Genomic DNA, 25,108 nt, shown 5'->3' on the forward strand with positions numbered 1-25,108 from the left:
ACTACTGCTGTCACTAAACCTACACCTCCCAAACCAGCCCACTTCAAAAACTTTTGTCGGCTTATTCGCTCTTGAGTTGGTTGAGTACGGCTTGGCTGCTGAATATACTGCTGTAATTTTTGACGAGATTCTGCTTCCTCTCGCTGCCGTTGTTTCTCTGCCTCCTGCTGCTTCAGTCGTACAGCTTCTTGTTGTTGTTGTTTATCTGCCTCTTGTTGCTGTCTGATTCTCTCTTGCTGTTTCCGGTATTCTGCTTGTGAAGATTGTTGAATAATAATTGCTTCAAGTGCAGTTGTTTCCGCATCGTTTAGCTCTAAAATTCGTTGAAAACGTTGAAGTTCTTCACGAGTAACGTCACTGAGAGGATATTCAAACTGCATCGACTCTCTAAACACCTCTTCATACTGTTGCAGCTTTTGCCGATGTTCCTCGATCGCAGCAACAATTGGATTTTCAATTGCAGTCACATCTTCAGCACTCAGATTCAACGCTTGATGACGTTGCGTTAGTTGAGAGCGTTTGAAAGCACTGAGCGGATATTCTTGCTGAATAGCCTCTGTAAACTCCTGCTCATATTGCCGCAAGTTTGCTTGATGGGTTTCAATCTCCGCATTAATCCGCCTCTCGATCGCTCTCACATCTCCCTCATTCAACCCCAACGTCTGCCAGGTTTCTTGTAACTGCTTTTGCGTCACCTCATCTGGATAATGCTGGCGCTGCGTCGCCTTCACAAACGCCTGTTCGTACTGCTGGAGTTTTTGATGATAGCTTTCAATCTGTGTTGTGATTTGCGCTTCAATTGGTGCAACATCTACATCTGTCAATCCCAAGCGCTGCTGCTGTTGACGTAAATTATTGCGGGTTGCCTCGCTGAGGGGATATTCCTGCTGGGTGGCAGTAAAAAACAGCCGTTGGTAATCTTGGAGTTTCTGGTGATATGCCTCTACCTCAGCCGTAATCTGAGATTCAATCGCCGCAATATCTCTATCGGCAAGTTCTAATTGCTGCTGGGTTTGCCGTAAGCGATCGCGGCTTGCTGCACTCAGAGGATACTCCTGCCGCAGTGCCGTTGTAAAGGCTTGCTGATAAGTTTGCAGGTTTTGCTGATGTGTCTTAAACCGTGCAGTCACCAGTGCCTCAATCGGCATCGTGTCCTCATTCCGCAGCCCCAAAATTTGTTGGAGATTTTGCAGATCGTGGCGATCGCTATCAGTAATTCTCTCATCTCGCTCCAGTAGTTCAGTGAATACCTGCTGATACTGCTGGAGTTTTTCGCGGAACTCGTTGCGATACGGTTCTAATACCTCATCTTCGATCGCCTTCGCCTCAGTTGTCTCCAATCCCAAGCGAGTCCTCTGATAATCTAATGTCCGACGACCAACAAGGGAAATTTCGCCTCGATGAATAAATCTCGCTACCTCTTTACGGTATCGCTGTCTAGGATCACCAGGAGCTACCTTTGCCAGTCGAATTTTAAAACCTTCTCGAATTGCATAGATTTCCGGCTTCATCGCAGGTTGAAGTTCTCGCACCTTCTGACTGGCGTATTCATGGAGTTCATCGATGGATATAAACTCATCGCGATCGCGATCGGCTTCTCCCGACTTGATACCTTCAATCAAAAAACGAGTATAAATCGATAAATCTTGCCCCTCCTCCTCAAAGGAATATTGAGTCGAAGTAGAAGAAGTCAATACGGCTCGTCCTTCACCGCCTAACTGCTCCCGGATGTCAATCATGCCGTCATCTTTAGCAGACATCCCCTCAGCAAACGCGCCACTAAAGCAGCTATCTAGGATTACGACCTGCCGCCGGGAACGGCTTTCGCTCATGCGATCGTGAATAAAATTGGCAGACACCGACGTTGAGCGAATCAATTCGCCCTGCTTCGTCTTACTGGTGTTGCGAGTCGCCAGATACAGCCTACCGCGATCGTCTTTGATGCCGTGTCCTGAAAAGTACAGCAGCAGCAAATCATCCTTGTGCCGACCGGAAAACAGCGTTTCGATCGCAATTTCTACAACTTGTCGCTCAGGATTTTTTAGCAGGGTAATATCTGACGCAGCAAATCCGCCCATCTCTGGATGCAGCAGTACATCGTACACTGCTTCCACATCTCTAACTGCACTGGGCAAAGGGTTCAGCCCTGGTTCATACTCACTGACCCCAATCAGCAACGCTACCTTTGCCATTTAACTCACCTATGCTGCGATCAAATTCGATGCGGCTTTAATCTCTGTGTTGTTTCCCTTAGAGGTTGTTTGAAAAGTCGTTGGCTGTGATTTTAATTGCATTCTTACCCCCCTTAATCCCCCCTTAGAAAGGGGGGAAACCGGAAAATCTAGTTCCCTCCCCTTTCTAAGGGGAGGGTTAGGGAGGGGTAAAAAAATATTTGATACATCAATCATGACTTTTCAAACATCCTCTTATACCAAGCTTTAGAATATCATCTTTATCAACCGGACTAGTACCGCAAGGCGGAATTCGTAATTCGTAATTCGTAATTAATTGTTTGCAAAGGTTTCAGACGTTTAAGATGGGTGGCTTATTTACGCCGTGCGGTACTAGTAGTCTGTCAAGAACTAATTTACAGATAATTTTCCTGTAGAGACGGCGATTTATCGCGTCTCTCTAGCTTCATCAAAGAATCAAATTCTACCTATTTATGTCATAAAAATCTAGGCGGCTACTGTATCATTATCCAACCACGATTTAGTATATTTTTTTGGCATCTATAATTTTCCCTCTTAGCTGTTATGACCCTCCGCCCTGATTCAACCCTTAGCTTGGTTTCTCCTAGCATTAGCGATGTATGCCAACAAGTCGCCCCTTTAAAATTGGGAATTATGGCTTCTGGGAATGGCAGCAATTTTGATGTAGTTGCTCAAGCTATCCAAGATGGACAGCTAAATGCCCAAATTCAAGTTTTAATTTACAATAACCCCTCGGCGAAAGCAGCTGTCAGAGCAGCTAATAGAGGTGTAGAAGCTGTTTTATTAAATCACCGCAACTATCAAAGCCGAGAAGAATTTGATCAGAAAATTGTGCAGACATTGCGGCGCTACGATGTGGAATGGGTGATTTTGGCTGGTTGGATGCGATTATTAACGTCAGTTTTCATGGATGCCTTTCCTGACAAAATTATTAATATCCATCCTAGTTTGTTGCCTAGTTTCAAGGGAATCCATGCTGTAGAACAAGCCTTGGCATCTGGGGTAAAAATCACTGGTTGTACAGCGCACATAGCTTGTTTAGAAATGGACAGTGGCCCAATATTGATGCAAGCCGCAGTACCAGTATTGCCCGATGATACAGCAGAAACACTCCACGCCAGGATTCAAATTCAGGAACATCGAATTTTGCCGCTAGCGATCGCTCTAGCAGCTTCTTCGTCAAAAGTGACACTAAGTTTAACGTGAAAATACATAGTTTGTTACAATACTGCTTGGGTAAAGCATTTTGAACTCGGAATTGGGTTTGGGAAAAGGTTAAAGGGTAAAGGTTAAAGGTTTTTTCTTTCCCCTTTAACCTTTTCCCCAAAACCCGACAAGTATTGTAGTTTGTTATTATAGCCGTAGCCACATAGGCTAGGACATTTTGAAAACCCCAAGGCTAGGAATAGTAATACTTTTACCTCCTGCCTCCTGCCTCCTGCCTTCTGCCTCCTGCTATACTTGCTCATTCGTGAGAAAAATATCCCCAACTTCGTAAAAGTCGGGGATCTGCGGGTTGCAATAGCTATTCTATTCATCAGAGTTAGCTTCGGCAGCTTGATACGCTTGTAGGAGCCTAGCATGATCGAGAGTAAATCCTACTTGCATCGCTATCTGGGCAAATAAATCAATCTCAGGCTGTTGCCAATCACGGGGTTCAGAACACTGATGTGCAATTAATAAGCCAAATAGCTGCTCATCTTTGATAATGGGTGCTACTAAATTTGCTTTGACAGCAAAGGATTCGAGTAAATTAATGTGACAATCAGCCAAATCAGACTCATAAATGTTGTTGATTGCGACCACGCGACCAGACTGGTACTTTTCTACATAGCCTTGAGTAAAACAGGGATCGTGGATTTTAGACCGCAAAACTTTGGGATAACCTGAAACCACTGATTCGGCAATGATAATTCCGAACCAATTAGCGTAAAAACTATAAACCAGCACTCGGTCAGTACTTAGTGCTTTGCGAACCTCTTCCACAGTGGTTTTGATGATATCTTCTTCGTTAAGTGATTGGCGAATCTTGCGGATAATATCCACTAGCAACTGACTTCGCATCCTTTCGGCTTCGATTCTTTGCAGGAGTCTGGCATGATTCAGAGCAAATCCCACTTGCATGGCTATTTGACCAAATAAATCAATCTCGGATTGTTGCCAATCACGAGGTCTGGAACACTGATGTGCAATTAATAAGCCAAATAGCTGCTCATCTTTAAGAATGGGGGCTACTAAATTTGCTTTGACAGCAAAGGATTCGAGTAAGCTAATGTGACAATCAGCTAAACCGGCTTCATAAATGTTGTTGATTGCAAGAACACGACCAGACTGATACTCTTCTACATAGCCTTGACCAAAACATGGGTCTTGGATTTCAGCTCGCAAAACTTTTGGGTAGGTGAGAACAACTGATTCGGCAATCACAGTTCCAGACCAATTAGCATTAAAGCTATAAATCATCACTCGGTCAGTACTCAGTACCTTACGAACCTCGTCTACGGTGATTTTGAGGACATCCTCTTCATTGAGCGATTGGCGAATGCTGCCGATAGTATCTGCCAGCAACCGACTTTGCACACCTTCAGCCTCAATTCGTTGCATCAACCTGGCGTGGTCAAGAGCAAATCCTACTTGCATTGCTATCTGGGCAAATAAATCAATCTCAGGCTGTTGCCAATCACGGGGTCTAGAACACTGATGGGCAATTAACAAGCCAAATAGCTGTTCATCTTTGAGAATAGGGGCGACCAAATTTGCTTTGACAGCAAAGGATTCGAGTAGGCTAATATGACAATCAGCCAAACCGGACTCATAAATATTGTTTGTGGCGACAACGCGACCAGATTGATACTTTTCTACATAACCCTGACCAAAACATTGGTCTTGGATTTCAGACCGCAAAACTTTGGGATAACCTGGAACCACTGATTCGGCAATGATAATTCCAGACAAATCAGTGTTAAGGCTATAAACCAGCACTCGATCAGTACTCAATACTTTACGAACCTCTTCCACAGTAGTTTTGAGGACATCCTCTTCGTTGAGGGATTGGCGAATGCTGCGGGTAATTTCTATGAATAACTGAGCTTTATCTGCCTTGGTATCTACCTGTTTTAGAAGCTTGGTGTAGTCAAGGGCAAATCCTACTTGCATGGCTATCTGAGCGAACAAATCAATTTCAGACTGCTGCCAAAAGCGAAGTCTAGAACACTGATGTGCAATCAATAAACCAAATAGCTGTTTGCCTTTAAGAATGGGTGCTACTAAATGAGATTTAACTGCAAATTGTTCCAGCAATTCAATATCACTATCACTGAGATCGGCTTTATGGATGTCATCAATAGCACGGATGCTACCATTCTGGTATTTTTCTACATACCCTACCTCTAATCCTGGATTAGAGACTGTAACCCCTAAGATTTTCGGTAAGCCAGGTGCTACGGATTCAGTGATAAAGGTTCCATTACAGTTGGAGTTGAAGCAAAAAATGGTGACACGATCAATGCTTAAAGCTCTGCGAATTTCTTCTGAGGTAGTTTTGAGAACATCTTCTTCATTAAATGATTCTCGAATCCAGCGGGTAATTTGTATCAATAGCTGGGAGTAATCAGCTTCGGCTTCTTTCTCTTGTACTAAAACCGAAAGCAAGTCTGTAAATAAGGTGATGTTTCTCTCTAACATCACTAGTTCATCTTGGTTAGCGATGAAAACTTCAGTAAAGTCACTGTCTGGACGTAGCTTCGTTTTGATATTGTTAGAGATTGTTGCTGCCTTGCTGACTCGACTTATAACTCGATTCGTCACCAAAACAGCGATCGCACCTGCCAAAATTGCTGTTACTCCCATACCAGTTAACAGGAGTGATAATTGTCTCTGTAGAGCAAGTTCTGTTTCGGTTGAACTTTTTGCACTCTCAAGTCTTACTTGCGGAATTTGTTTGGTAATTAAATTAATGCCGTAGTAGTAAGTAACTGTTCCAATTGCAACCACAGGAAGGACACTGATGCTTAGTGCCCAAACTATTGCTTTTGTCTTTAAACTCCACTTTTGCTGCCACAGTCTTTGTTTACGATTTCGTCTTGCTTGGCTTTGAGAAAAAGACTGATTCATAAATTAAACCTGGATTGTTGCAATTGAAAATCAGGTAAGTAACCTCACCAACAAATTCTACACAAAACTTATTCAATAAAGACTGGCTTTCGGGAGTATTTTAAAGCACTAACCTTCTACTTTGTACCCAATAAGGCTTTTTTTCTCTTTGAACTCAAAAAATCAGGTCTGATTAATGGGCTTGGTAAAAATCAAATTGCGATCGCTTTGTTGGAATATCTTATTTTCTCATTAGGTGTTGCGATTTTTGGCAAGACAGCCAAATGAATCAAAAAAGACGCGATTCATCGCGTCTCTACAAATGTCTACATAATGTTCAGTTATTCTGGTTGATTAGGACGATTTTCGTGATGAGAGGCTCCGCGATCGCCAGGAGGATGAGGTGGAACGCCTAGTGCATCGATTAATTGTTGTTCAGTGACACCAAGTTTTGCGGCTGCGGCTGCAAAATCGGGTTTGGGTGGACGTTGATTGCGATCGCCTGGATTTGGAGGATTGGCAGGAACTCCTAACGCAGCCTTGAACTGTGCTTCTGTAACTCCTAACTTTGCCGCTGCGGCTGCAAAATCGGGTTTGGGTGGACGTTGATTGCGATCGCCTGGATTTGGAGGATTGGCAGGAACTCCTAACGCAGCTTTTAACTGTGCTTCTGTAACTCCTAACTTGGCTGCTGCGGCTGCAAAATCAGGTCTGGGTGGGCGTTGATTGCGATCGCCTGGATTTGGAGGATTGGCAGGAACTCCTAACGCAGCTTTTAATTGTGCTTCTGTAACTCCTAACTTGGCTGCTGCGGCTGCAAAATCAGGTCTGGGTGGACGCGGCTGTTTGTCCGATGGTTGGTTGGGTGGTAGTTGCGCCTGTGCAATTTTATGGGATTGATTAGCAGCATTTGCTTGATTGAGTGAAATAAAACCAAATGTGCCAACCAAAACAGGAATCGCTGTCACCACTAATACTCGACGAATATTCATCATTAAATCTCCAAAGGTTTATATTTTTAATTAAGTCTTCTCAAAATTACAGCCTGCCCTCTTTTTGAATTACAGTTTTGTAATTTGAGGAAGGAATCCTCTGGCAATATCACGGCTGAGGGCAAGGCAAAGTTTAAGGGTGCTTCAATTAACGATTATTCTGTCCTACCCGGTTTTGAACTGCGCCCTGATTATGCGGTTGGGGATGTTGAGGAGAACGTTTTTTCTGATTGGGACGGGGTTTAGAATGTCTAACTTTTGGTTTTTTATCAGATATTTGTGGTCTGTTAGGCTGTTGTGAAATCTGTACGTTCCGATGAGAGGGATTAGCGGCATTTGCCTGATTGGGTGCAATGAAACCAAATGTACCAATCACAAAAGGAATTGTTGCTAGGGCTAAGATTCGACGAATATTCATAAAAATCAACCTTCAAAAGGTAGGGTGTTCATATTTCTAATTGAGCCACCTCAAAATTACAGCTTCCCTATTTTCTAAATGACAGTTTTGTAATTTGAACAAAAAAATAATGAATTTAGAATGGAAGAATATATGAATTAATAAATGCTTGTGAATGTTCTATTTGTGGAAGATGAAGCGAAAATTGCTAACTTTGTCCGGGCTGGACTGAAGGAGCAGGGATTTGTCGTAGACTACTGCGATAATGGTGATGAAGGATATCTGCGGGCATTAGATAACGAATATGATGCGATCGTACTCGACATTATGATGCCGGGAAAGGATGGACTATCAATTTTAAAACTATTGCGGCGGCAAGGTCGGAATACTCCGGTGATTTTGTTGACGGCTCGGAATGAACTAGACGATCGCTTGGAAGGGCTGAATTTAGGAGCCGATGATTACATTGCTAAACCGTTTTTTGTGGAAGAATTAGCGGCTCGAATTCATGCTGTTGTGCGCCGGAGTGGAAGCGATCGCCAAAATCTGCTTTGCGTTGGCCCTATCAAACTCGATCGCATCACCAGAGAAGTCACTTGCGATCGCCAGGCGATAGAACTCACCAGCCGCGAGTTTAATCTTCTAGAATATCTCATGCGCTCTCCCGGACGTGTTTTTACTCGTACCCAAATCTTGGAACACGTTTGGGGCTACGACTTTAACCCCAACACCAATGTCGTGGATGTTTGTATCCAGCGAATTCGTAAAAAGATTGACCCCATTAATGAAGTAGTCTGGATTGAAAGCATTCGAGGGGTTGGATACCGATTTCGCAAGCCAGATTCTTCCTCATGAAACTTCCTTCCTTTCGACTTCGCATTGCTTTGTTGTCTGCGGCTTTAGCTGGTAGCACATTAGTCGGATTTGGTGCAGTTTCCTGGTTTCAGATTTACAATGCCAAGATTAGCCGCCTAGATGCAGAACTATTAAATCATTTGATGCGAGCAACTCGTTCACCCGATCGCGAACGATGGCAACTTTACGCAGACTCGTTACCTTATGCCTTTGGCGGTGGAACAAATATAAAAACTCCCATCGCTCTGCTAGTGCTTGACGCAAACGGCAACATACTTTACGAATCTAATTCTCTACCTGCCGATCTCAAGGTGAATCCTCTGCTGGTTCAACGTCTTCAGTCAATACCTCTACCACCACCTCCTCCTAGAGAACCACCACCTTTTCCCCCCATTACAAATCCATCCTTCGAGCCGCCACGCCTGATTCGTCCACGTCCTCCTCAATTCGTCACTGAGCAGACGGAAACAACAGCTTGGCGAATTGGGGCAACTAAATTTCCCAATGTTCAGATTGCCATTGCTGTCAGTCTGCAAGCCGTCGATCAAGAAATGGCTACTATTCGCAATATCTTCCTGGTTTCAATTCCGGGAGCGCTTCTGCTGGTTGCAGTGGGAGCATGGTTGGTTTCTGGTAGCGCTTTACGTCCCATCCATCAATTAACGGGCGTCATTCAACAGGTGACTGTCAAAGGGCTAGATCAAAGAATTCCCATTGGCACAACTGATGTTGAATTTATCGAACTGATTCAGGTGTTTAATCAAATGTTAGAACGCTTGGAACGCAGTTTTACCCAAGCTTCTCGCTTTAGTGGCGACGCTGCTCATGAACTGAAAACTCCACTAACTATTTTGCAAGGTGAACTAGAACGAACACTGCAACAGGTTGATCCTGGTAGTGAAGTGCAACAGCGCTTAAGTAATCTGTTAGATGAAGTGCGCCGCCTGAGTGGAATTATGCGGAAACTCTTGCTGCTATCTCTGGCAGATGCGGGAAAAATGAGCTTATATCTGGTTGAGGTGGATATGTCTGAGTTGCTGATGGAGATGCTAGAAGATGTGGAAATGCTAGCTCCTCAGTTGACTGTGCAAACAGACTTTACTGATGGGTTGCGGGTAAAAGGCGATCGCGATCTTTTAATTCAAGTTTTGCAAAACCTGTTCAGTAATGCCATCAAATACAATCTCGCCAACGGCTGGATCAAGATTCGCACTCATCAAACTCCCACAACTCTCCACGTTACTATTGCCAATGCATCCCAAGATATTCCACTGAGCGATCGCGATCGCATTTTTGACCGTTTTTATCGCGGTGATCCCTCACGTAACCGTAAGGTAGAAGGAATTGGATTAGGACTGAGCCTAGCCCGTGAAATTGCCCGCGCACATGGGGGCGATCTCACCCTTGATTTAACACCTTCTGGTCAAACGGCGTTCACTCTCACCTTACCGATGTAGTTACATAATATTAATCGGGTCTACATCAATAGTTAAGCTCACAGACGAAGGACAAAGCGATCGCACTTCTTCCCAATCGGGTAATTTTGGTAAGGCATCGGGGTCAAATTTAATCAATATTTGCCAGCGATAACGATTCGCTACCCGTAAAATACTCGCTGGTGCTGGGCCTAATATCTCGAATTCTTCTTCTGTACTCAAGGCTGTGGCAATAATTTGCGCCGTATTTTGCACTTGAATCGGGTCGAGACTACTTAACCGCAACAAAATTAACCGCCCATAAGGGGGATAATTGAGTGCTTGGCGTTGTTCTAACTCAGCTTGAGAAAAAGATTGATAATCGTGCGATCGCACTGCTGCAATTACCTGATGTTCTGTAGTATAAGTCTGCACAATCACCCTACCGGGATCTTCGCCTCTACCAGCACGTCCAGCGACTTGAGTCAAGGTTTGAAATGCTCGTTCACTGGCGCGATAATCTGATAAATTTAGCAATCCATCGGCGGCGACAACGCCCACAAGTGTCACCTGTGGTAAATCCAAACCTTTGGTAAGCATTTGCGTACCAACTAATAAATCCGCTTCGCCGTTGGCAAACTTGGTGAGTAGAGTCCGGTGTGAGCCTTTGTTGCGGGTGGTATCGCTATCAAAACGAATCAAGCGCAACTCTGGGAATTGTCGCGCTAGTTCCTGGGTGACTCGCTGAGTACCGCTACCGAAAAATTTCAGGTAAGGGGAACTACAATCGGGGCAGAATTTAGGATGCGATCGCGCATAGTTACAGTAATGGCAACGCAATAATTCCGGCGCTTTTTCTTCGGTGTGGTGGTACGCCAGCGACACATCACAGTGCGGACATTCCAACACATATCCACAACTGCGGCAAGATACAAAAGTACTGTGTCCCCGGCGATGAATAAATAAAATCCCCTGTTGTTTTCTTTCTTGCAACTCTTGCAAAGCTGCTTGCAGCGATCTACTAAATATAGAACGATTTCCCTGCTGCAATTCTTGCCGCATATCAACTATTTCCACCGGCGGTAAAGGGCGGGAGTTGACGCGCTCAGGCAAACTTAAGTAATGAGTGCTGAGTAATGAGTAATGAGTAATGAGTGAGGAGTTAGGAGTTACGAATTCTCCCTCTGCCCCCTGCCCCCTGCCCCCTGCCTCCCCCAACTCTCCAACGAAGGCGTAGCAGAACCCAACACCAAGGGGCAATTTTCTAATTCGGCTCGCCATTGGGCGACGGTGCGGGCGTGGTAGGTGGGTATGGGCGAATCTTGTTTAAAGCTGCTGTCGTGTTCTTCATCTAAAATAATTAAACCCAAGTTTGGCAAAGGGGCGAAAACGGCGCTACGAGTACCAATCACAACTTGGGGTTCTCCAGCAAGCATTTGTCGCCAAGTGTCGTAACGTTCACCGTCGGAGAGGGCGCTGTGATAAACGCTGACTTTATTACCAAAACGGGCGCGAAAACGATCGGTTAGCTGGGGTGTAAGTCCAATTTCTGGGACTAAAACCAGGGCAGATTTGCCTTGGTTGAGGAGAGGTGCGATCGCTTGCAAATATACTTCGGTTTTTCCTGAACCTGTCACCCCATGCAATAAAACTTGAGCAAATCCATTTAATGTCTGAATTGTTTCTAAGGCGCTAGCTTGGGCAGTAGTTAAGGATTTAGCACTATCGCCTACTAAAGCTGGCCCCTGTTCTGTTCGCAATACTTCTCGTTCTTCGATGACGATGTAGCCTTTTTCCTCCAGCCCTTTCAGGGTAGGAGTAGTTGTTTTACAAATCTGTAAGAATTCATTTAGCCACAACTCCCCACCACGCCGCCGCAGCACTTCTAAAATCTCTCGTTGGCGAGTGGTTAAATCTCGATCAATTGTACCTGTGAGCGTAACTGCTTTTTGCAACTTTGGTCGAGTCAGTCGTGGCGGTTCTAAGTAACTTTCCACTAAACCAAATCGCAATAACTCCCGAATTCCCCGATAAGCTGATTTGACTTTTTGTTGGAGGTAGACAAAACTATAGTCCCCAGCCGCCTGCCCTTGCAAAAGCTCCCAAACTTGCCGCGCAGTTGGAGTCAGAAAAGCCAAAGGATTAGGAGATCCTAGTAAATAACTACTCCCCCCTGTTCCCTGTCCCCTGTTCCCTGCCCCCTGTTCCCTACCCCCTCCCCCCTCGCCTCTCACAACGCGGATGCGCCGCTGCGATCGCCCCAGCAACCCTGGTGGTAGGGCAACCCGGATTACTTGAATCAACGGCGTATAGTAATATGCAGCTACTCGATTGAGTAATTCCCAATAAGCACTTGGGAAAAACCCAACGCTAACTATATCTTCTACTTCCCGGATTTTTTCTGGTGGTAAATCGACATTTGGTTGTGTCAGTAACCGAATCGCGATCGCTCCTAATTGTTGTGCCCCAAACGGCACGCTTAAAATATCCCCTGGTTTGATTTCTAACTGGGCTGGCAATCGATAAGTAAATAGTCCTGTACTTCCTGGACAGTCTACCAGTACTTCAACCCATCGATTAAGAGTTGCATCTGGCTGGTATGATTCTCTAGGTTCAGATACCACTAAAGGAGATAAATTTACGTCTTTAATATACATAGTTTCTGACTTTATAGTTAGATATTTTCCTCACGTCCCTGGTCTAAATTAACCTAGCTAAGTCAACTCTAATTTTTTGCTTTCTTAAATTTAAATGGTATTTCTCAATACTGTTATCCTTCATAATACTTGATAAGTTTCCTCTTATGTAATCTACTAGACAAATTCGTATCAACTAGACATGCAATAAATATTTGGTACCCACTATACAAATAAAAACATGCCGGCTCTTGCTGCAACAGTTACTCATCTACTAAATAGGGAGTAGCCTTTTTCCGCCTATCGATAGATATTCAACCCTTTCTGCTTATGAGATGCTTTTATACAAATAAGAACATCCCGAAATTAAGCTGCCATTATTGTAATTTGTATCATTTGAGTAACTTGAAATCGGGAATGCATAACACTAATACCAGGTTTTTGTTTTATCCAGTGACTTCCAACGCCAAAGACATTAAAAATATTTAGAAAAATATATGAAAGTTTAAGAAAATTGGATGGTTAACTGAGATTTTTATGTTTGTTAAGGTTGAGAAAGTTTGAGGGGGTTTGACATATTTGATAATTCGGAAAAAAATGAAGAATATATCTGTTGGGAACCTAAGAACAAAGTTTTGTTGGGTGCTAAGACCAGTTTCGTTATAGGTTGTACAGAACCGTAACCATAGATGCTAGGTAGATGCCAATTTTATCAGAGAAGTCAGGAGGGATAGAGAATAAGGCAGAAGGAAAGAATTATCAATGAAAGCTTTAGCTCTGGGTATAAAACCCAGTTTAAAAAGAACAATTGTATTAAGCGGAAAGTGCTGCGAGATACAAAGCATTCACAGCTTAAGTCCCGGACTTTTAAAGGTTGATTATTCCTGCCTTCTGCCTCCTGCTTCCTAATCTCTCTAGATAAATTAGCATCAGCCTATATTTCACTATATAAACGGGTGCATTGTCCATTAGGGAAAACTACCAAGCCTCAAACGAGTAGCTGTAACTAAATTATGTACCAAACAAAGCAACAATCCCTAAAGGAAACTATGAATATTGTTGAATTGGGAAAAATGGAAATATTGGAGAATGCTGCTGATATCGAAGAACCATCACTTGATAGTTTAAATGCAGTAGCAGATGAAGAATCTCCAATTGTAGTCGAAAATCTAGAATCAGAGGAGCGCGACGGGGGGGATGAAATGGCGGCAGCTCGTCCTTCGGGATACAATAAAACCGAACATGATGATGCTGTCGGCGCGTTTTTTAAGGAAATGGCGCGTTATCCGCTCCTCAAACCTGATGAAGAAGTAGAGTTAGCGCGACGAGTCAGGTTTCTAGAAGAATTCAGAGAAATACAAGCGGCTTTACAGTTAAAACTGGAACATGAACCCAGCAAATTAGAAGTAGCTTCCGAGCTAGAAATGACGGAAAAGCAATTAGAAAGTCGCTTATATCAGGGTAGAGTAGCGAAACGCAAAATGATTCGCTCAAACCTGAGATTAGTAGTATCTATTGCCAAACGATATCTAAATCGGGGAGTGCCTTTTCTGGATTTAATTCAGGAAGGAGCAATGGGTTTAAATCGCGCTACAGAAAAGTTTGATCCCGATAAAGGATATAAGTTTTCGACTTACGCCTATTGGTGGATTAGACAAGCGATTACCAGGGCTATAGCTAACGATGCGCGGACAATTCGGCTACCTATTCATATTGTTGAAAAGCTTAACAAGCTAAAAAAAGCACAACGAGAACTCAAACAAAAACTCTGTCGTAATCCTACCGAAGGTGAAATGGCAGAAGCTTTGGAAATTAGTGTGCAGCAACTACGCCAGCTACAACAACTACGCCGTCAAGCACTTTCTCTTAACCACCGCGTCGGTAAAGAAGAAGACACGGAATTGATGGATTTGCTAGAAGATGAAGATAACCTGTCTCCAGAAGCAAAAATGAATGAAAACATGATGCGTCAGGAGATTTGGGAAGTCTTGGGTGACGTGTTAACTCCACGGGAGAAAGATGTGATTTCTCTGCGCTATGGTTTGACAACCAGCGAACCCTGTACCTTAGAAGAAGTTGGCAATATGTTCAATCTTTCTCGTGAACGGGTGCGTCAAATTCAAAGCAAAGCCATGCGAAAATTGCGACGTCCTCACATAGCCAAACGCTTAAAAGGTTGGTTAATTTAATTACATTGATGAAGATAGAGATACAATACCTGACCTAATTAGCTTCGCAATTCGTAAAAACTGGGCGTTTTGTACCTTTTTTCGGCTTTCGTTTAGTCATTCCTTAAAAAAAATTGCACAGTTACCTATAGACTATGGACTATCAACTATGGACTATAGACTAATGACTTCGTGTAGCAATTTAATTGTGCGTTTTGCCCAAGCAGACGATTGCAGCGTACTGTTTAAATTAATTGAAGGTCTTGCTGAGTATGAAAAATTATCTCACGCTATCACTGGCAATGCTCTGGCACTTGAGGAGCATTTATTTGGTTCACGGAGATATGTAGAGGCGATTTTAGCAGAATCTGGGGATCAAGCTATTGGTTTTGCCCTATTTTTTCATAATTATTCAACATTTTTGACTAAGCCAGGAATTTATCTGGAAGATTTATTTGTTTTACCAGAATATCGTAGGCAAGGTATTGGTAAAGCTCTCTTGACTAAAGTAGCTCAGATAGCTGTAGAACGTGATTGTGGGCGGTTAGAGTGGAGTGTCTTAGATTGGAACGAATCAGCCCAAGCATTCTACCGTAGTATGGGAGCTTCTATATTAGATGATTGGCGCATTTGTCGCGTTACAGAAGATGCGCTTACTCAGTTAGGATCTGTAAAATAAAAAACAAAGGATGAAGTATAAAGGATAAATCGGGACAATTTTGATCAAACAGAATTCAGGAGTCAGGAGTCAGAATTCAGAATGAATTTTGTGCGACTGGCGTCTGAATAATCGGCGTTTTTGCACCCCCACCAAATTGGAAATTTGGTGGTCAACAAGAAAGTCGCCGGTCTGAATCCCCGACTGATAGCGTTCGCGTTGCGTCTCGTAGAGAAGCGTTAGCGACGCAGAAGCGTCTTGATTCTGACTCCTGAATTCTGACTTCTGAATTCTTCTTCAACAGCATCAATTCATACTTCTGTAAATAAGGAAATTACGCGATATTGCTCTGTGCTAATAGCTCTAAATCTAAAACCACGAAGATTAAAAATCCAAAAACTTTCAAGCGAAGTTTGACAGCTTGTCGTTTGACTATAGCAGCGGCTCAACTGACAATTATGAAGGATATTGCACCGAATAAGCCGTTATTGCAGAGAGAACACGAAATGAAAAAAATGATTACAGTGATGCTGTTAGGCATAGCAATCTTCACCTTTGCCTTCAGTAGTCCAGCATTAGCAGGAGATGCTGCTAGTGGAGCTAAAGTATTTAGTGCCAATTGTGCCTCTTGTCACGCGGGAGGTAAGAATCTGGTTCAAGCTGACAAAAACTTGAAGAAGGAGGCTTTGGAAAAGAATGGTTTGTACTCAGCAGAGGCAATCATTTCCCAGGTTACAAAAGGTAAAAATGCCATGCCCGCCTTCGGCAAACGTTTGAAGCCTAACCAAATTGAAGATGTAGCTGCTTATGTGCTTTCACAAGCAGATAATGGCTGGAAGTAGACTAAAATCTAATACCAATTAAATTAATGATTGCAACACATCCTTGGGTAAAGACGCGATGAATCGCGTCTCTACAAATGGTCTATTTGTCGCATTCTTTTTTCAAATTGGTATAACTTCAAGAATTAATAATTAGCGGGACAAAAAGCCCCGCTAATTTTGCTACTGCCGGAATTATCAAATAGGATGCTTATACCAATTTTGGATTACGAGTCTTTGCAAAAAGATTGTTCCAAAAATATCAAGTAATATTACCTATCCTAATTTGGTATTATGAGTAATTTTTGGCGATTATTGATTAGTGTAATTGTTGCTTTCCCTCTCACTTTTTTGACTTTACCTGCACATTCTTCACCCATTTTTATTACCCAAATCACAGCGGGTGATTTCTTGGAGTTGGGTGTAGATAAGATGCGGCGTGGTGATTATCAGGAAGCAATAAAGAATTTCAAGCAGGCGATTGAACTAGAGAAAGATTTTGCTGTGGCTTATAGCGATCGCTGTCTTGCTTATCTCCAACTACAAGATTACCATCAAGCGATGTCTACGACAAGCCGCTTCGCGTCTACGCAGATTGTACTCAAGCCATAAATTTTGCACCAGATAACTCTGAGGCTTATCTGAACCGGGGTTTGGCATTCTACAGAGAAGGGGATTATCCTGATGCTATCGTTGATTATAATCGAGCGATCGCACTTAAACCCTACGATTTTCGAGCTTACTACAACCGAGGGCTAGCCCGTGCTGGCGATGGGAAAGACTCAAAGGCAATTCTTGACTTTAATTTAGCTTTAACTCAAATTCCCCGAATTACTAGCTTACTGCTTGCAGATATCTATAATGACCGAGGTTTAGCGCATTTTGTCTTACAAGATACCCAAGCAGCTATGCTCGACTTTAATCTAGCAATTCGTCTCAATGCTAACGATTATAGAGCGTACTTTAACCGAGCTTGTGCTTGCGGACGAAACGGAGATGACTTTGGTGCAGTGCGTGATTTTTCCCAAGTCATCAGACTTAACCCCAGTAATGCCCAGGCTTATGTTAATCGGGGAGTAGCCCAGTATCGCTTAGGATATCATTTAGCTGCGATCGCTGATCTGCAAAAAGCATCTGAGTACTATGAGCATCAAGGAAAAAAAGTTGCCTACGAAAAAACCCTAGATTTGCTGAAGAATCTGCGACAACAAATTTCGTCTGTAACCGAAATCGCTCTTTTCTAGCACTGCAAGGCTATACAGGGTATCCACCAGCTTGAAAAATCTGTTCGGCAGTTAAGTTCACTATCAGCACATCTGGTGAGTAAATCCACTGCTAACCAAAAAAAAGTCCCCCTTTTTAAGGGGGATTTAGGGGATGTATAGCCGTAGCCACGGTTAGGACATTTTGAAAACCCCAAGGCTAGGAATAGTAATACTTTTACCTCCTGCCTCCTGCCTCCTGCTATATCATCTATAATCTTGACTCTGAATACTCCCCAAACGAGCAGCATCACGAATGTTATATTCTGGTCGAGTAAAGCGATTTAACTGCATTTCAAAAAAGTCTCGATTAGCTTGTAAATGCTTAGGATTTTGGTCATCTAAAGGATATAAAAGTGCAGTTCGCAAAGCTTGAATTACCGCAGAAGTAACACAGTACATTGACCGTTGAAAACTAACTCCCAACTGAATCAACATATCTTCTTCACCCCGGCAATGTTGGCTGTAGTAATCAACAAGATAGGGTGGTAAAAAATGCAACATATCTTGCATTAATAATGTGGGGGGAATGCCGGCAGTACCCACTGGGAATACATCAGCGTAAAGAATACCATAGTGAAAGTCTTTTTGGTCTGCTGGTACTTGACGCGCTTGAGCATTATAAGATTTTGTGCCGCGGAAGGGGGCGGTGCGGTAGAAAACGGCTTCTACATAAGGTAATGCGGCTTCATATAGCCACATGAAACCCTTGGATTTCGGAACAATTTCGTAGCATTCACCACGAATATAAACATGATGGTAAATGGGACGACCTGCGATCGCAAATATACCATTAACTAAGAAACTCATCGCCTCTGGGACGCTGCTAATGGTACCTTCGTCATAGCGGTCGGACATTTCAAAGAATACTGGGGCCATGATTTCCCAGAATAAGCCCAGATTAGCGTAGTATGACATCTGGCGACACTGTTCCAAAAACATATCGGGGAACAGTTTGTAAAGTCCCAGCATGACGGGGTTCCCTTGGAAGTAAGCTTTAATTGCTCTGTCAGCGTTGGCTTTGTATTCTTCGGAATCTAGGTAAGGGTCAAATTGTCCACCCATCCCTCTGTGCCACAACATCGCCCGCATACAAGCTTCAGCAAATTCCATGTTAATGCGATCGTGGAACAAGTGATGCAACAACTTTGGCATTTTGAAGGTTTCACCCTTTTCAATAAATGCTAAAAGTTCTGGATGTGCAGTAGCTTCACCGCGCCAAATTCGTAAATCGGCATCATCACCAGCATAATGATTATGCAGTTCTAAATACTCTTTGGGTAAAAAGTATTTAAAGAAGGGAAGCGGGTTTAAAAATTCGCGTTCGGCAATATAAAGTAGGTCACGCCAGTAAAAATCCATCGGCACAGCATAAGCTTTGTATAAACCGATGATTTGCATCAAATTTTCTGGGGTATCGGGTAACATTGCACCGCCTGCTTCTAAGCGGTGAATTACTTCAGAAAATTCATGTTTTGAAGGAGGTAATTTAATTGCTGTTTTAATTGCTGTCATGGTAATTGTAAATTTGTAGAGACGCGATTTATCGCGTCTGTGAGATAGGTTTTGATCCGCGATAAATTGTGTCTGGGGGGATAGGTTTTGAGACGCGATAAATCGCCGTCTCTACAAGTGTTTTGATGGATTTCCTATTTCAGGGCTACTTCAGAGATTACGGTTTTTTCTAAGGAGGGAATTGCAGCCACCATTGTTGTCGTTGTAGATTCACTCCAACGGACTAACCAAGTGGGTTGTACTCCTAAAAAGATGATAAAAGCTGCCAAAATTAAAGCTGGTATTTTCTCAGACCAAAGGACTTTAGGATAGTAGGCTAAGTTATCTAGTCTGCCAAAACAGGTGCGGTTGAGGAGGATGAGAAAATAAACTGCGGTTAATCCACTAGCCACTATACACAAAATTGTTGGAATGGGGAAAGCAGAGAAACTACCTTGAAAGACAATAAATTCCGCGATAAATCCTGTTAAACCAGGAATACCTGCGCTAGCCATCCCGCTTAAAACTAATAAGGCGCTAATTAGAGGTAAACCGCGTATGGGACTCATTAAACCGTTGAGTTTATCTAACTCGCGTGTACCAACTTTGGCTTCTACAACTCCTACCAAGTGGAAGAGAATGGCTAGGATGATACCGTGGCTGAACATTTGGGCGACTGCACCAACGAGTGCTAAGGGAGTACTAGCAGCACCAGCTAACAAAATATAGCCCATGTGACCGACGGAACTGTATGCTACCATGCGCTTGATATCTGTTTGAGCGATCGCAATTACTGCTCCATAGATAGCGCTGATTGCTCCCCAAATTGCTAAAGTCGGTGCAATAATGCTCCAAGCGTGGGGAAACATACCCAAACCAAATCGTAGCAGTCCATAGGTTCCCAGCTTTGCTAACACGCCACCAAGAAGAATCGCAATTGGTGCTGAAGCTTCAACGTAAGCATCGGGTAGCCAAGTATGAAAGGGAATTAAGGGAATTTTAATCCCAAAACCTAATACTATTCCTGCTAGTAAAAGGATTTGCTTTGCTGTTGACAGGTTTTCTGTAGAGACTGCATCAAAAGCAAAATTGGTAGAACCACTCAGCCACACCATACCCAAGAAGGTCGCCAGAATTAATGCCCCTGAAACAGCAGTATAAATCAGGAATTTCATCCCAGCATAACCCCGTTTTGCCCCTCCCCAAATGGAAATTAGTAAGTAGAAGGGGATTAATTCTAGCTCGTAGAATAGGAAGAACAATAGTAAATTCTCTGCTAGAAAAGCGCCTGCAACTCCTCCACTAACTAATAAAATCATGGAGTAAAACAGCCGGGGACGCTCAGTTTCTTTACTACTGCTGTAAATAGCAATCCAGGTGAGCAGGCTATTTAACACCAACATTAATATAGAAAGCCCATCGACACCTAATTGATAGCTTAATCCCAGAGTTTCATTCCAGGGCAAATACTCTTTAAATTGCATCGCTGGATTGCTAATATCAAATTTTAGCAGAATAAAAAGGTTCCAAAAAAGAACTATCCCAGAAAAAATTAATCCTGTTAAACGAATGCGATGTTTAGGGAAGCTTACAGGTAATATTGCTATGAGAGCAGCAGCTAAAATTGGCAGCCAAATCAAAACACTTAACATGGCAATTTGGGATTTTAGAAAATTGGTAATTGTTATAAATGTCTCTGAATTCGCGCTAGCAGATCAATGAAGTACATTTCCAGGTTCCACCTGGAAACGAGATTTAAAAAATCGTAAGAATTCAGGAGTCAGAATGGGCTAAACGCCCCGCTATTCATAACATAATTCAGAATCTTTAAAAGAATTAGGAGAAAATTTGATACATAAATGTACTAATTCATCCTGCATTCCTTTTAAATTCTGACTTCTGACTTCTGGGTGCTGAATTCTCACAAAAAATCTAACTAACTAGACTGATTTTGCCAGTATCTAAATCGTAATAGCCACCAACTACTTTCAGCTTTTCTGCCTTGATTAACTCAGATAAAACTGGCGATGATTTCAATTTTTCAACTTGCGCCAAAATATTTGCTTTACAAGCATTTTCTAACTTATCTCCTGATTCTTCTTTTGATTTTTCTACGCTTGGTTTAATTGCGTCAAGTAAACTTCCAATTTGCCCTGGAACTTGAGCACCTTTAATTGCGGCATCTACTGCACCACATCTTTCATGTCCCATGACCATGATGACTTTAGTACCTAATACTAAGCTGCCAAATTCTAAGCTACCAATTTGCTGTGTTGTGGCAATATTACCAGCTATACGGCAGACAAATATATCTCCAAGCCCTTGGTCAAAAACAATCTCTGAAGGCACTCGTGAATCTGCACAGCCTAGAATAGAAGCAAAAGGCTTTTGACCTTTGGCAACTTCGACTAAACGTGATTGATTTTGGTTGGGATTGCGACGTTTTGCTTTAACAAATCTTTCATTCCCATCTAATAATTCTTGCAATGCCTTATCGGGGGTAATATCATCTTTTGCTGGCGCTACTGGGACTTTTGTTTCGGCTGCAAGTAAGTTTGAGCTAAGTCCGGCTGTCATTACACCTGTACCGATCGCACCTGCACCAAACTTGAATAAACTTCTTCTGGAAAGATTGAATTTGGAATTTAGTCTACTCATGGTATTCTCCTCAAAATATTAAACTGGCTGCTTGTAATAAAAAGGTGCTTGACTATCCAAGTGTCGAGATTTGGGAAATCAAATTTAAAAACTGTATTCCCCAAAATGGCCAAGCTACCCACATTCCTAAAAAACCTACTCCTAAAAGAACGGTTAAGGCATAAAACTGGGTTTGACCAGAGGTGCTGTATTTAAGACCTTCACCACCCAATAGCGAAAATAAACCAACGAAATTAACGATGCCATCGACTACAAAGCGGTCAATCATATCGGCAAGTTGAGAAATTTTGGCAACTCCAAAAATAATGGTCATTTTATAGAGTTTGGGAGTGTAAAAGTCGTATGCAAACAAATCCTGCAAGCCTTGCCAAGGGAGGCGAATCGGTTTAGGAATATTGCCTAAATAAATCACTCCAGTGATACTGCAACCGAAAATACTCGACCAAATTAAAAGTAGTGCGACATCTTTATTTACAGTTGCCCAATTGGGTAAAAGTGATAAGCTTTGCAACACTAAAGGAAGATGTAGACTGACACCAAGTAAAATCATCATTGGCAGAACCATTGGCCAGTGTGCTTCAGGCGATCGCTGACTCATTTGTGTAGCTTTACCACCAAAAAGTAAACCAAATTCTCTGGTTAAACTCACGGCTGTTAAAGCATTTACCGCGATTATTACTCCCACTAACCAAGGTTGTGTTTCCCACAATCCATCTGCTAGTTCCATCAACGCCCAAAAGCTACCCAGTGGTGGAAAGCCAATTAATCCCAAAGTCCCGACGATAAAAGCGATCGCAGAAATCGGGCGACGTGTCCACAATCCGCCTAATTGGGTGACATCTTGGGTGATGCTATTCCAGATAATTCCCCCAGTACTCATCACCAACAGGGCCGCCGATATAGCATGGGTGAGTACCAACAATAGCGCCGCTTCGTATTGTTGCGTTCCCACAGCGATGAACACTAAACCCATGTATGCACTGACAGAATAGGATTGGCAGCGTTTAAGATCAATTTGAGCGATCGCAATTAACGAAGCACCCACCGCTGTCACTACCCCAATTCCCACCATCGCTGAGGAAACTATGGGCGAGATAGTTAACACAGGTTGCAGTTTAATCAGCACCCATGCACCACTAGCAACTACTACCGAGTTCCGCAAAATCGTACTAGGAACTGGGCCTTCCATTGCCTCATCTAACCATAAATGCAGGGGGAACTGGGCACACTTACCCATCGGCCCAGCAATTAAGGCTAAACCTACCAGTGTGATTGTTGTTGGATTGACATTAGCAGTAGCCGCCCACTGGGCTAGTTCTGGATAACTCCAAGTTCCGGCGAGGGGCCATAATGCCAACACGCCCATCAGCAAGAATAAATCTCCCACCCGCTTGGTTAAGAAAGCATCTCTAGCACCTGAAACTACTAACGGCTGGCTAAACCATAAGCCGACTAGTAGGTAGGTTCCCAGTGTGAGGACTTCCAAAATTACATAGCTGAAGAACAAATTATTACACAGAACAAGGGCACATAGTCCCGCTTCAAATAATCCTAATAAGGAATAGAAGCGTCCCCAACCCCAATCCATTTCCATGTAGCCGATGGCATAAATTTGCGCCAGCAAATTCAACCCAGTAATCACAACTAAAGCGCCAACACTAACTGAGGATATTTCCAAAGCAATAGTGAGGTCTAAACCAGCTGTAGATAACCAAGGTATAAATACTTCTTGGGCTGGATAATTCCAAGTTGCTTGTAAGGCGATCGCACTATGCACAAACGCCAAAAATGTCATCACCAAGTTTAGATAACCCGCCGGTCTTGGCCCCGTTTTCCGAATGATCCCCGGCGACCAAGGCACGGCTAACAAGCCACCTATTAAGGCATAGCAAGGAACTAGCCAAACAGTCTCAAGTAGAAACTGAGCCATCAACTTAACCTCTAAATTTGTATCAAAAAGTTGGGGTTTGGAATCAACTAGCGTTGATCCCTGTTAACCCAGCGATGTCTACGATGAGCTACCCCTAGGCAGATAAGACAAATTTATCTTTATTTAATTTTGTTAGAAACAGCTTACCGTTATATTTGACAAAATGGAATTACTTTATCTAAACAAATCTGAGATAATTCCTCTAAATAAAACTTATATAATCAACTATTTGAGTAATGAATAATAGGTATTGCTTTTTATCTATGAATTAACTGTTGGTTTCATCAATAGTCATTATGAATTTTTACTCATTGACATAAATGACAAAAGACGCAATCAGTTGCGTCTTTCTCTACAAGTCAGCTAAATGCAATTTACACTTCAGTAATTTTGTCAATCTGCCAAACAACAGAAATAATTGCAGGCGCTTGGTCAAATTGGCTGATGGGGGCAGGTTTCATGTCCCGGTAGTCTAGCAGTTGGACTACGATGAGGTAAGCGATCGCTAAAATCACCGAAATCGCACCTGTAAGAATGGCAATTAATTTTGAACGTTCCATCAGTATTTCCTGTAATGCAAGTTATTGTGCAGTGCCTATATCCACATTAATAGTTTAGACACACCACACACTTACCGATATACATCGCTCCGATGGGCTATCAGTAAAATAGTAATTAGTTGCTGTTCTTCATCCACTTTATAAACAACTCGCCAGACACCAACTCGATAGCGAAAAAGACCTGCGAAATCACCTTTGAGCCTTTGATGTTTGGATGTTCGTAAGCATTCTGTTGCAGTTGGTCAAAGCAACGGTTTAGTCGTTGGGCTAGTGATGCATCTACGTTCTTGATAAAACTTCTGTGCTTTGCGAGTCAATACCAATTCATACATGACGACGAATACTGTCAAATGACACTACTTCCCCAGCCTCAGCTTCCTGCATAGCTTCACGCAAAGCTTGCTCAAAACCAGGGACATTCAAAAGTTCCGTTGTCGCCTCATTTTCTTCTCTTTCTTCTAGATCAGCTAGAAAATCACTCACTATCCGCAGCCTTTCTGGAGACAGTCGCCGTAAACGCTTCTCAGCTTCCTGAAGAATAGTAATGTCATCTTGTTTTGATTCCATAGTTATTTCTATAGCTAATGTTTTTTACCGTCGATTTACTCCCTCCTTTATATGTTAAGGGCAGCTTGTCGTCAGATATCGCCCTAGAATTGGCGATCGCTAAAATCACCGAAATTGCACCTGTAAGAATAGCAATTAATTTTGGCGTTGCATATTTTCGGGATGATTTTGCTAGTTTTGTGGGATGGGCCGAAAAGCCACTGGTGTCTACTTTTGCCAAAAATAGCGTACTGATTGGGTGTTGTTCACCCGCCAGGGATTGTAAATCCCTGACTAATTGCTCAAGTCTACTGAAGTAGACTGAAAATTTTTGCGCTATGAAGTCCTCTTCAGAGGACTTTAGCTATGAGACAGGGATTTACAATCCCTGGCGGACGTGCGGTTTCGCGT

General features: G+C 42.8%; 17 protein-coding genes and 3 pseudogenes. 8 read left to right on the forward strand and 12 right to left on the reverse strand.

What is annotated here, in order from left to right:
• The coding region (locus RRG12_RS37045) for a caspase, EACC1-associated type (RefSeq protein ID WP_420762647.1) at nucleotides 1-2,192 on the reverse strand (2,192 nt) is incomplete at its 3' end.
• 564 nt (nucleotides 2,193-2,756) lie between these two features.
• Between RRG12_RS37045 and purN the strand changes: the two genes are divergently transcribed.
• Entirely contained in the window at nucleotides 2,757-3,419 is a 663-nt protein-coding gene (gene purN / locus RRG12_RS37050) for a phosphoribosylglycinamide formyltransferase (RefSeq protein ID WP_420760840.1), read from the forward strand.
• Nucleotides 3,420-3,743: 324 nt separating this feature from the next.
• On the opposite strand, the gene RRG12_RS37055 is transcribed toward purN, so the two are convergent.
• The 3 genes from RRG12_RS37055 to RRG12_RS37065 all read right to left on the reverse strand — a co-directional run bounded on the left by RRG12_RS37055 (nucleotide 3,744) and on the right by RRG12_RS37065 (nucleotide 7,715).
• Nucleotides 3,744-6,326: a GAF domain-containing protein gene (locus tag RRG12_RS37055; protein ID WP_420760839.1), complete on the reverse strand. Its 2,583-nt coding sequence runs from the start codon at nucleotides 6,324-6,326 to the stop codon at nucleotides 3,744-3,746.
• A 320-nt stretch (nucleotides 6,327-6,646) separates the two neighbouring features.
• The gene (locus RRG12_RS37060) at nucleotides 6,647-7,300 is read right to left on the reverse strand and encodes a hypothetical protein (RefSeq protein WP_420760838.1); all 654 of its coding nucleotides are present in this window, start codon (nucleotides 7,298-7,300) and stop codon (nucleotides 6,647-6,649) included.
• A 145-nt stretch (nucleotides 7,301-7,445) separates the two neighbouring features.
• Nucleotides 7,446-7,715 (reverse strand): hypothetical protein, encoded by a 270-nt coding sequence (locus tag RRG12_RS37065; RefSeq protein ID WP_069074086.1) that lies wholly within the window; start codon nucleotides 7,713-7,715, stop codon nucleotides 7,446-7,448.
• A 150-nt stretch (nucleotides 7,716-7,865) separates the two neighbouring features.
• Here RRG12_RS37065 and RRG12_RS37070 point away from each other — a divergent pair, with 150 nt between their 5' ends.
• Both RRG12_RS37070 and RRG12_RS37075 read left to right on the forward strand, forming a co-directional pair.
• Complete coding sequence (locus RRG12_RS37070) at nucleotides 7,866-8,549, forward strand: response regulator transcription factor (protein ID WP_420760863.1); 684 nt, start codon at nucleotides 7,866-7,868, stop codon at nucleotides 8,547-8,549.
• Nucleotides 8,546-10,006, forward strand: a complete 1,461-nt coding sequence (locus tag RRG12_RS37075; RefSeq protein WP_420760837.1) for an ATP-binding protein — start codon at nucleotides 8,546-8,548, stop codon at nucleotides 10,004-10,006. Before RRG12_RS37070 ends, RRG12_RS37075 begins: the two co-directional genes overlap by 4 nt.
• On the opposite strand, the pseudogene priA reads toward RRG12_RS37075, so the two are convergent.
• Nucleotides 10,007-12,621 (reverse strand): annotated as a pseudogene (gene priA / locus RRG12_RS37080) (primosomal protein N').
• Nucleotides 12,622-13,613: 992 nt separating this feature from the next.
• Between priA and RRG12_RS37085 the strand changes: the two are divergent.
• The 4 genes and pseudogenes from RRG12_RS37085 (at nucleotide 13,614) to RRG12_RS37100 (ending at nucleotide 17,491) form a co-directional block, all read left to right on the forward strand.
• Entirely contained in the window at nucleotides 13,614-14,789 is a 1,176-nt protein-coding gene (locus RRG12_RS37085; RefSeq protein WP_069074656.1) for an RpoD/SigA family RNA polymerase sigma factor, read from the forward strand.
• A gap of 163 nt (nucleotides 14,790-14,952) precedes the next feature.
• Nucleotides 14,953-15,447 carry a GNAT family N-acetyltransferase gene (locus RRG12_RS37090; RefSeq protein ID WP_420762648.1) on the forward strand — a complete coding sequence of 165 codons (495 nt, stop codon included), beginning with the start codon at nucleotides 14,953-14,955 and terminating at the stop codon, nucleotides 15,445-15,447.
• A 485-nt stretch (nucleotides 15,448-15,932) separates the two neighbouring features.
• Nucleotides 15,933-16,268, forward strand: coding sequence for a cytochrome c6 PetJ (gene petJ, locus RRG12_RS37095; RefSeq protein ID WP_420762654.1), 336 nt, complete (start codon nucleotides 15,933-15,935; stop codon nucleotides 16,266-16,268).
• Nucleotides 16,269-16,541: 273 nt separating this feature from the next.
• Nucleotides 16,542-17,491 (forward strand): annotated as a pseudogene (locus RRG12_RS37100) (tetratricopeptide repeat protein).
• Nucleotides 17,492-17,716: 225 nt separating this feature from the next.
• On the opposite strand, the gene RRG12_RS37105 reads toward RRG12_RS37100, so the two are convergent.
• From RRG12_RS37105 to RRG12_RS37135, 7 genes and pseudogenes are all read right to left on the reverse strand, one after another.
• Complete coding sequence (locus tag RRG12_RS37105) at nucleotides 17,717-19,024, reverse strand: CO2 hydration protein (RefSeq protein WP_420762649.1); 1,308 nt, start codon at nucleotides 19,022-19,024, stop codon at nucleotides 17,717-17,719.
• Between the two features lie 134 nt (nucleotides 19,025-19,158).
• Nucleotides 19,159-20,655: an NADH-quinone oxidoreductase subunit M gene (locus RRG12_RS37110; RefSeq protein ID WP_420762650.1), complete on the reverse strand. Its 1,497-nt coding sequence runs from the start codon at nucleotides 20,653-20,655 to the stop codon at nucleotides 19,159-19,161.
• 280 nt (nucleotides 20,656-20,935) lie between these two features.
• Nucleotides 20,936-21,661: a carbonic anhydrase gene (locus tag RRG12_RS37115; protein ID WP_069074651.1), complete on the reverse strand. Its 726-nt coding sequence runs from the start codon at nucleotides 21,659-21,661 to the stop codon at nucleotides 20,936-20,938.
• A gap of 52 nt (nucleotides 21,662-21,713) precedes the next feature.
• Entirely contained in the window at nucleotides 21,714-23,591 is a 1,878-nt protein-coding gene (locus RRG12_RS37120; RefSeq protein WP_420762651.1) for an NAD(P)H-quinone oxidoreductase subunit F, read from the reverse strand.
• 374 nt (nucleotides 23,592-23,965) lie between these two features.
• On the reverse strand, nucleotides 23,966-24,151 hold the full coding sequence (locus RRG12_RS37125; RefSeq protein ID WP_420762652.1) for a hypothetical protein: 186 nt from the start codon (nucleotides 24,149-24,151) through the stop codon (nucleotides 23,966-23,968).
• A 71-nt stretch (nucleotides 24,152-24,222) separates the two neighbouring features.
• Nucleotides 24,223-24,306, reverse strand: a pseudogene (locus RRG12_RS37130) (type II toxin-antitoxin system RelE family toxin); the annotation flags it as partial.
• Nucleotides 24,307-24,475: 169 nt separating this feature from the next.
• Nucleotides 24,476-24,718, reverse strand: coding sequence for a hypothetical protein (locus tag RRG12_RS37135; RefSeq protein WP_069074647.1), 243 nt, complete (start codon nucleotides 24,716-24,718; stop codon nucleotides 24,476-24,478).
• Nucleotides 24,719-24,735: 17 nt separating this feature from the next.
• Between RRG12_RS37135 and RRG12_RS37140 the strand changes: the two genes are divergently transcribed.
• Nucleotides 24,736-25,017, forward strand: a complete 282-nt coding sequence (locus RRG12_RS37140) for a hypothetical protein (RefSeq protein WP_420762653.1) — start codon at nucleotides 24,736-24,738, stop codon at nucleotides 25,015-25,017.
• Nucleotides 25,018-25,108 lie beyond the last annotated feature (91 nt).

This window comes from Nostoc sp. CALU 546, from assembly GCF_048836525.1.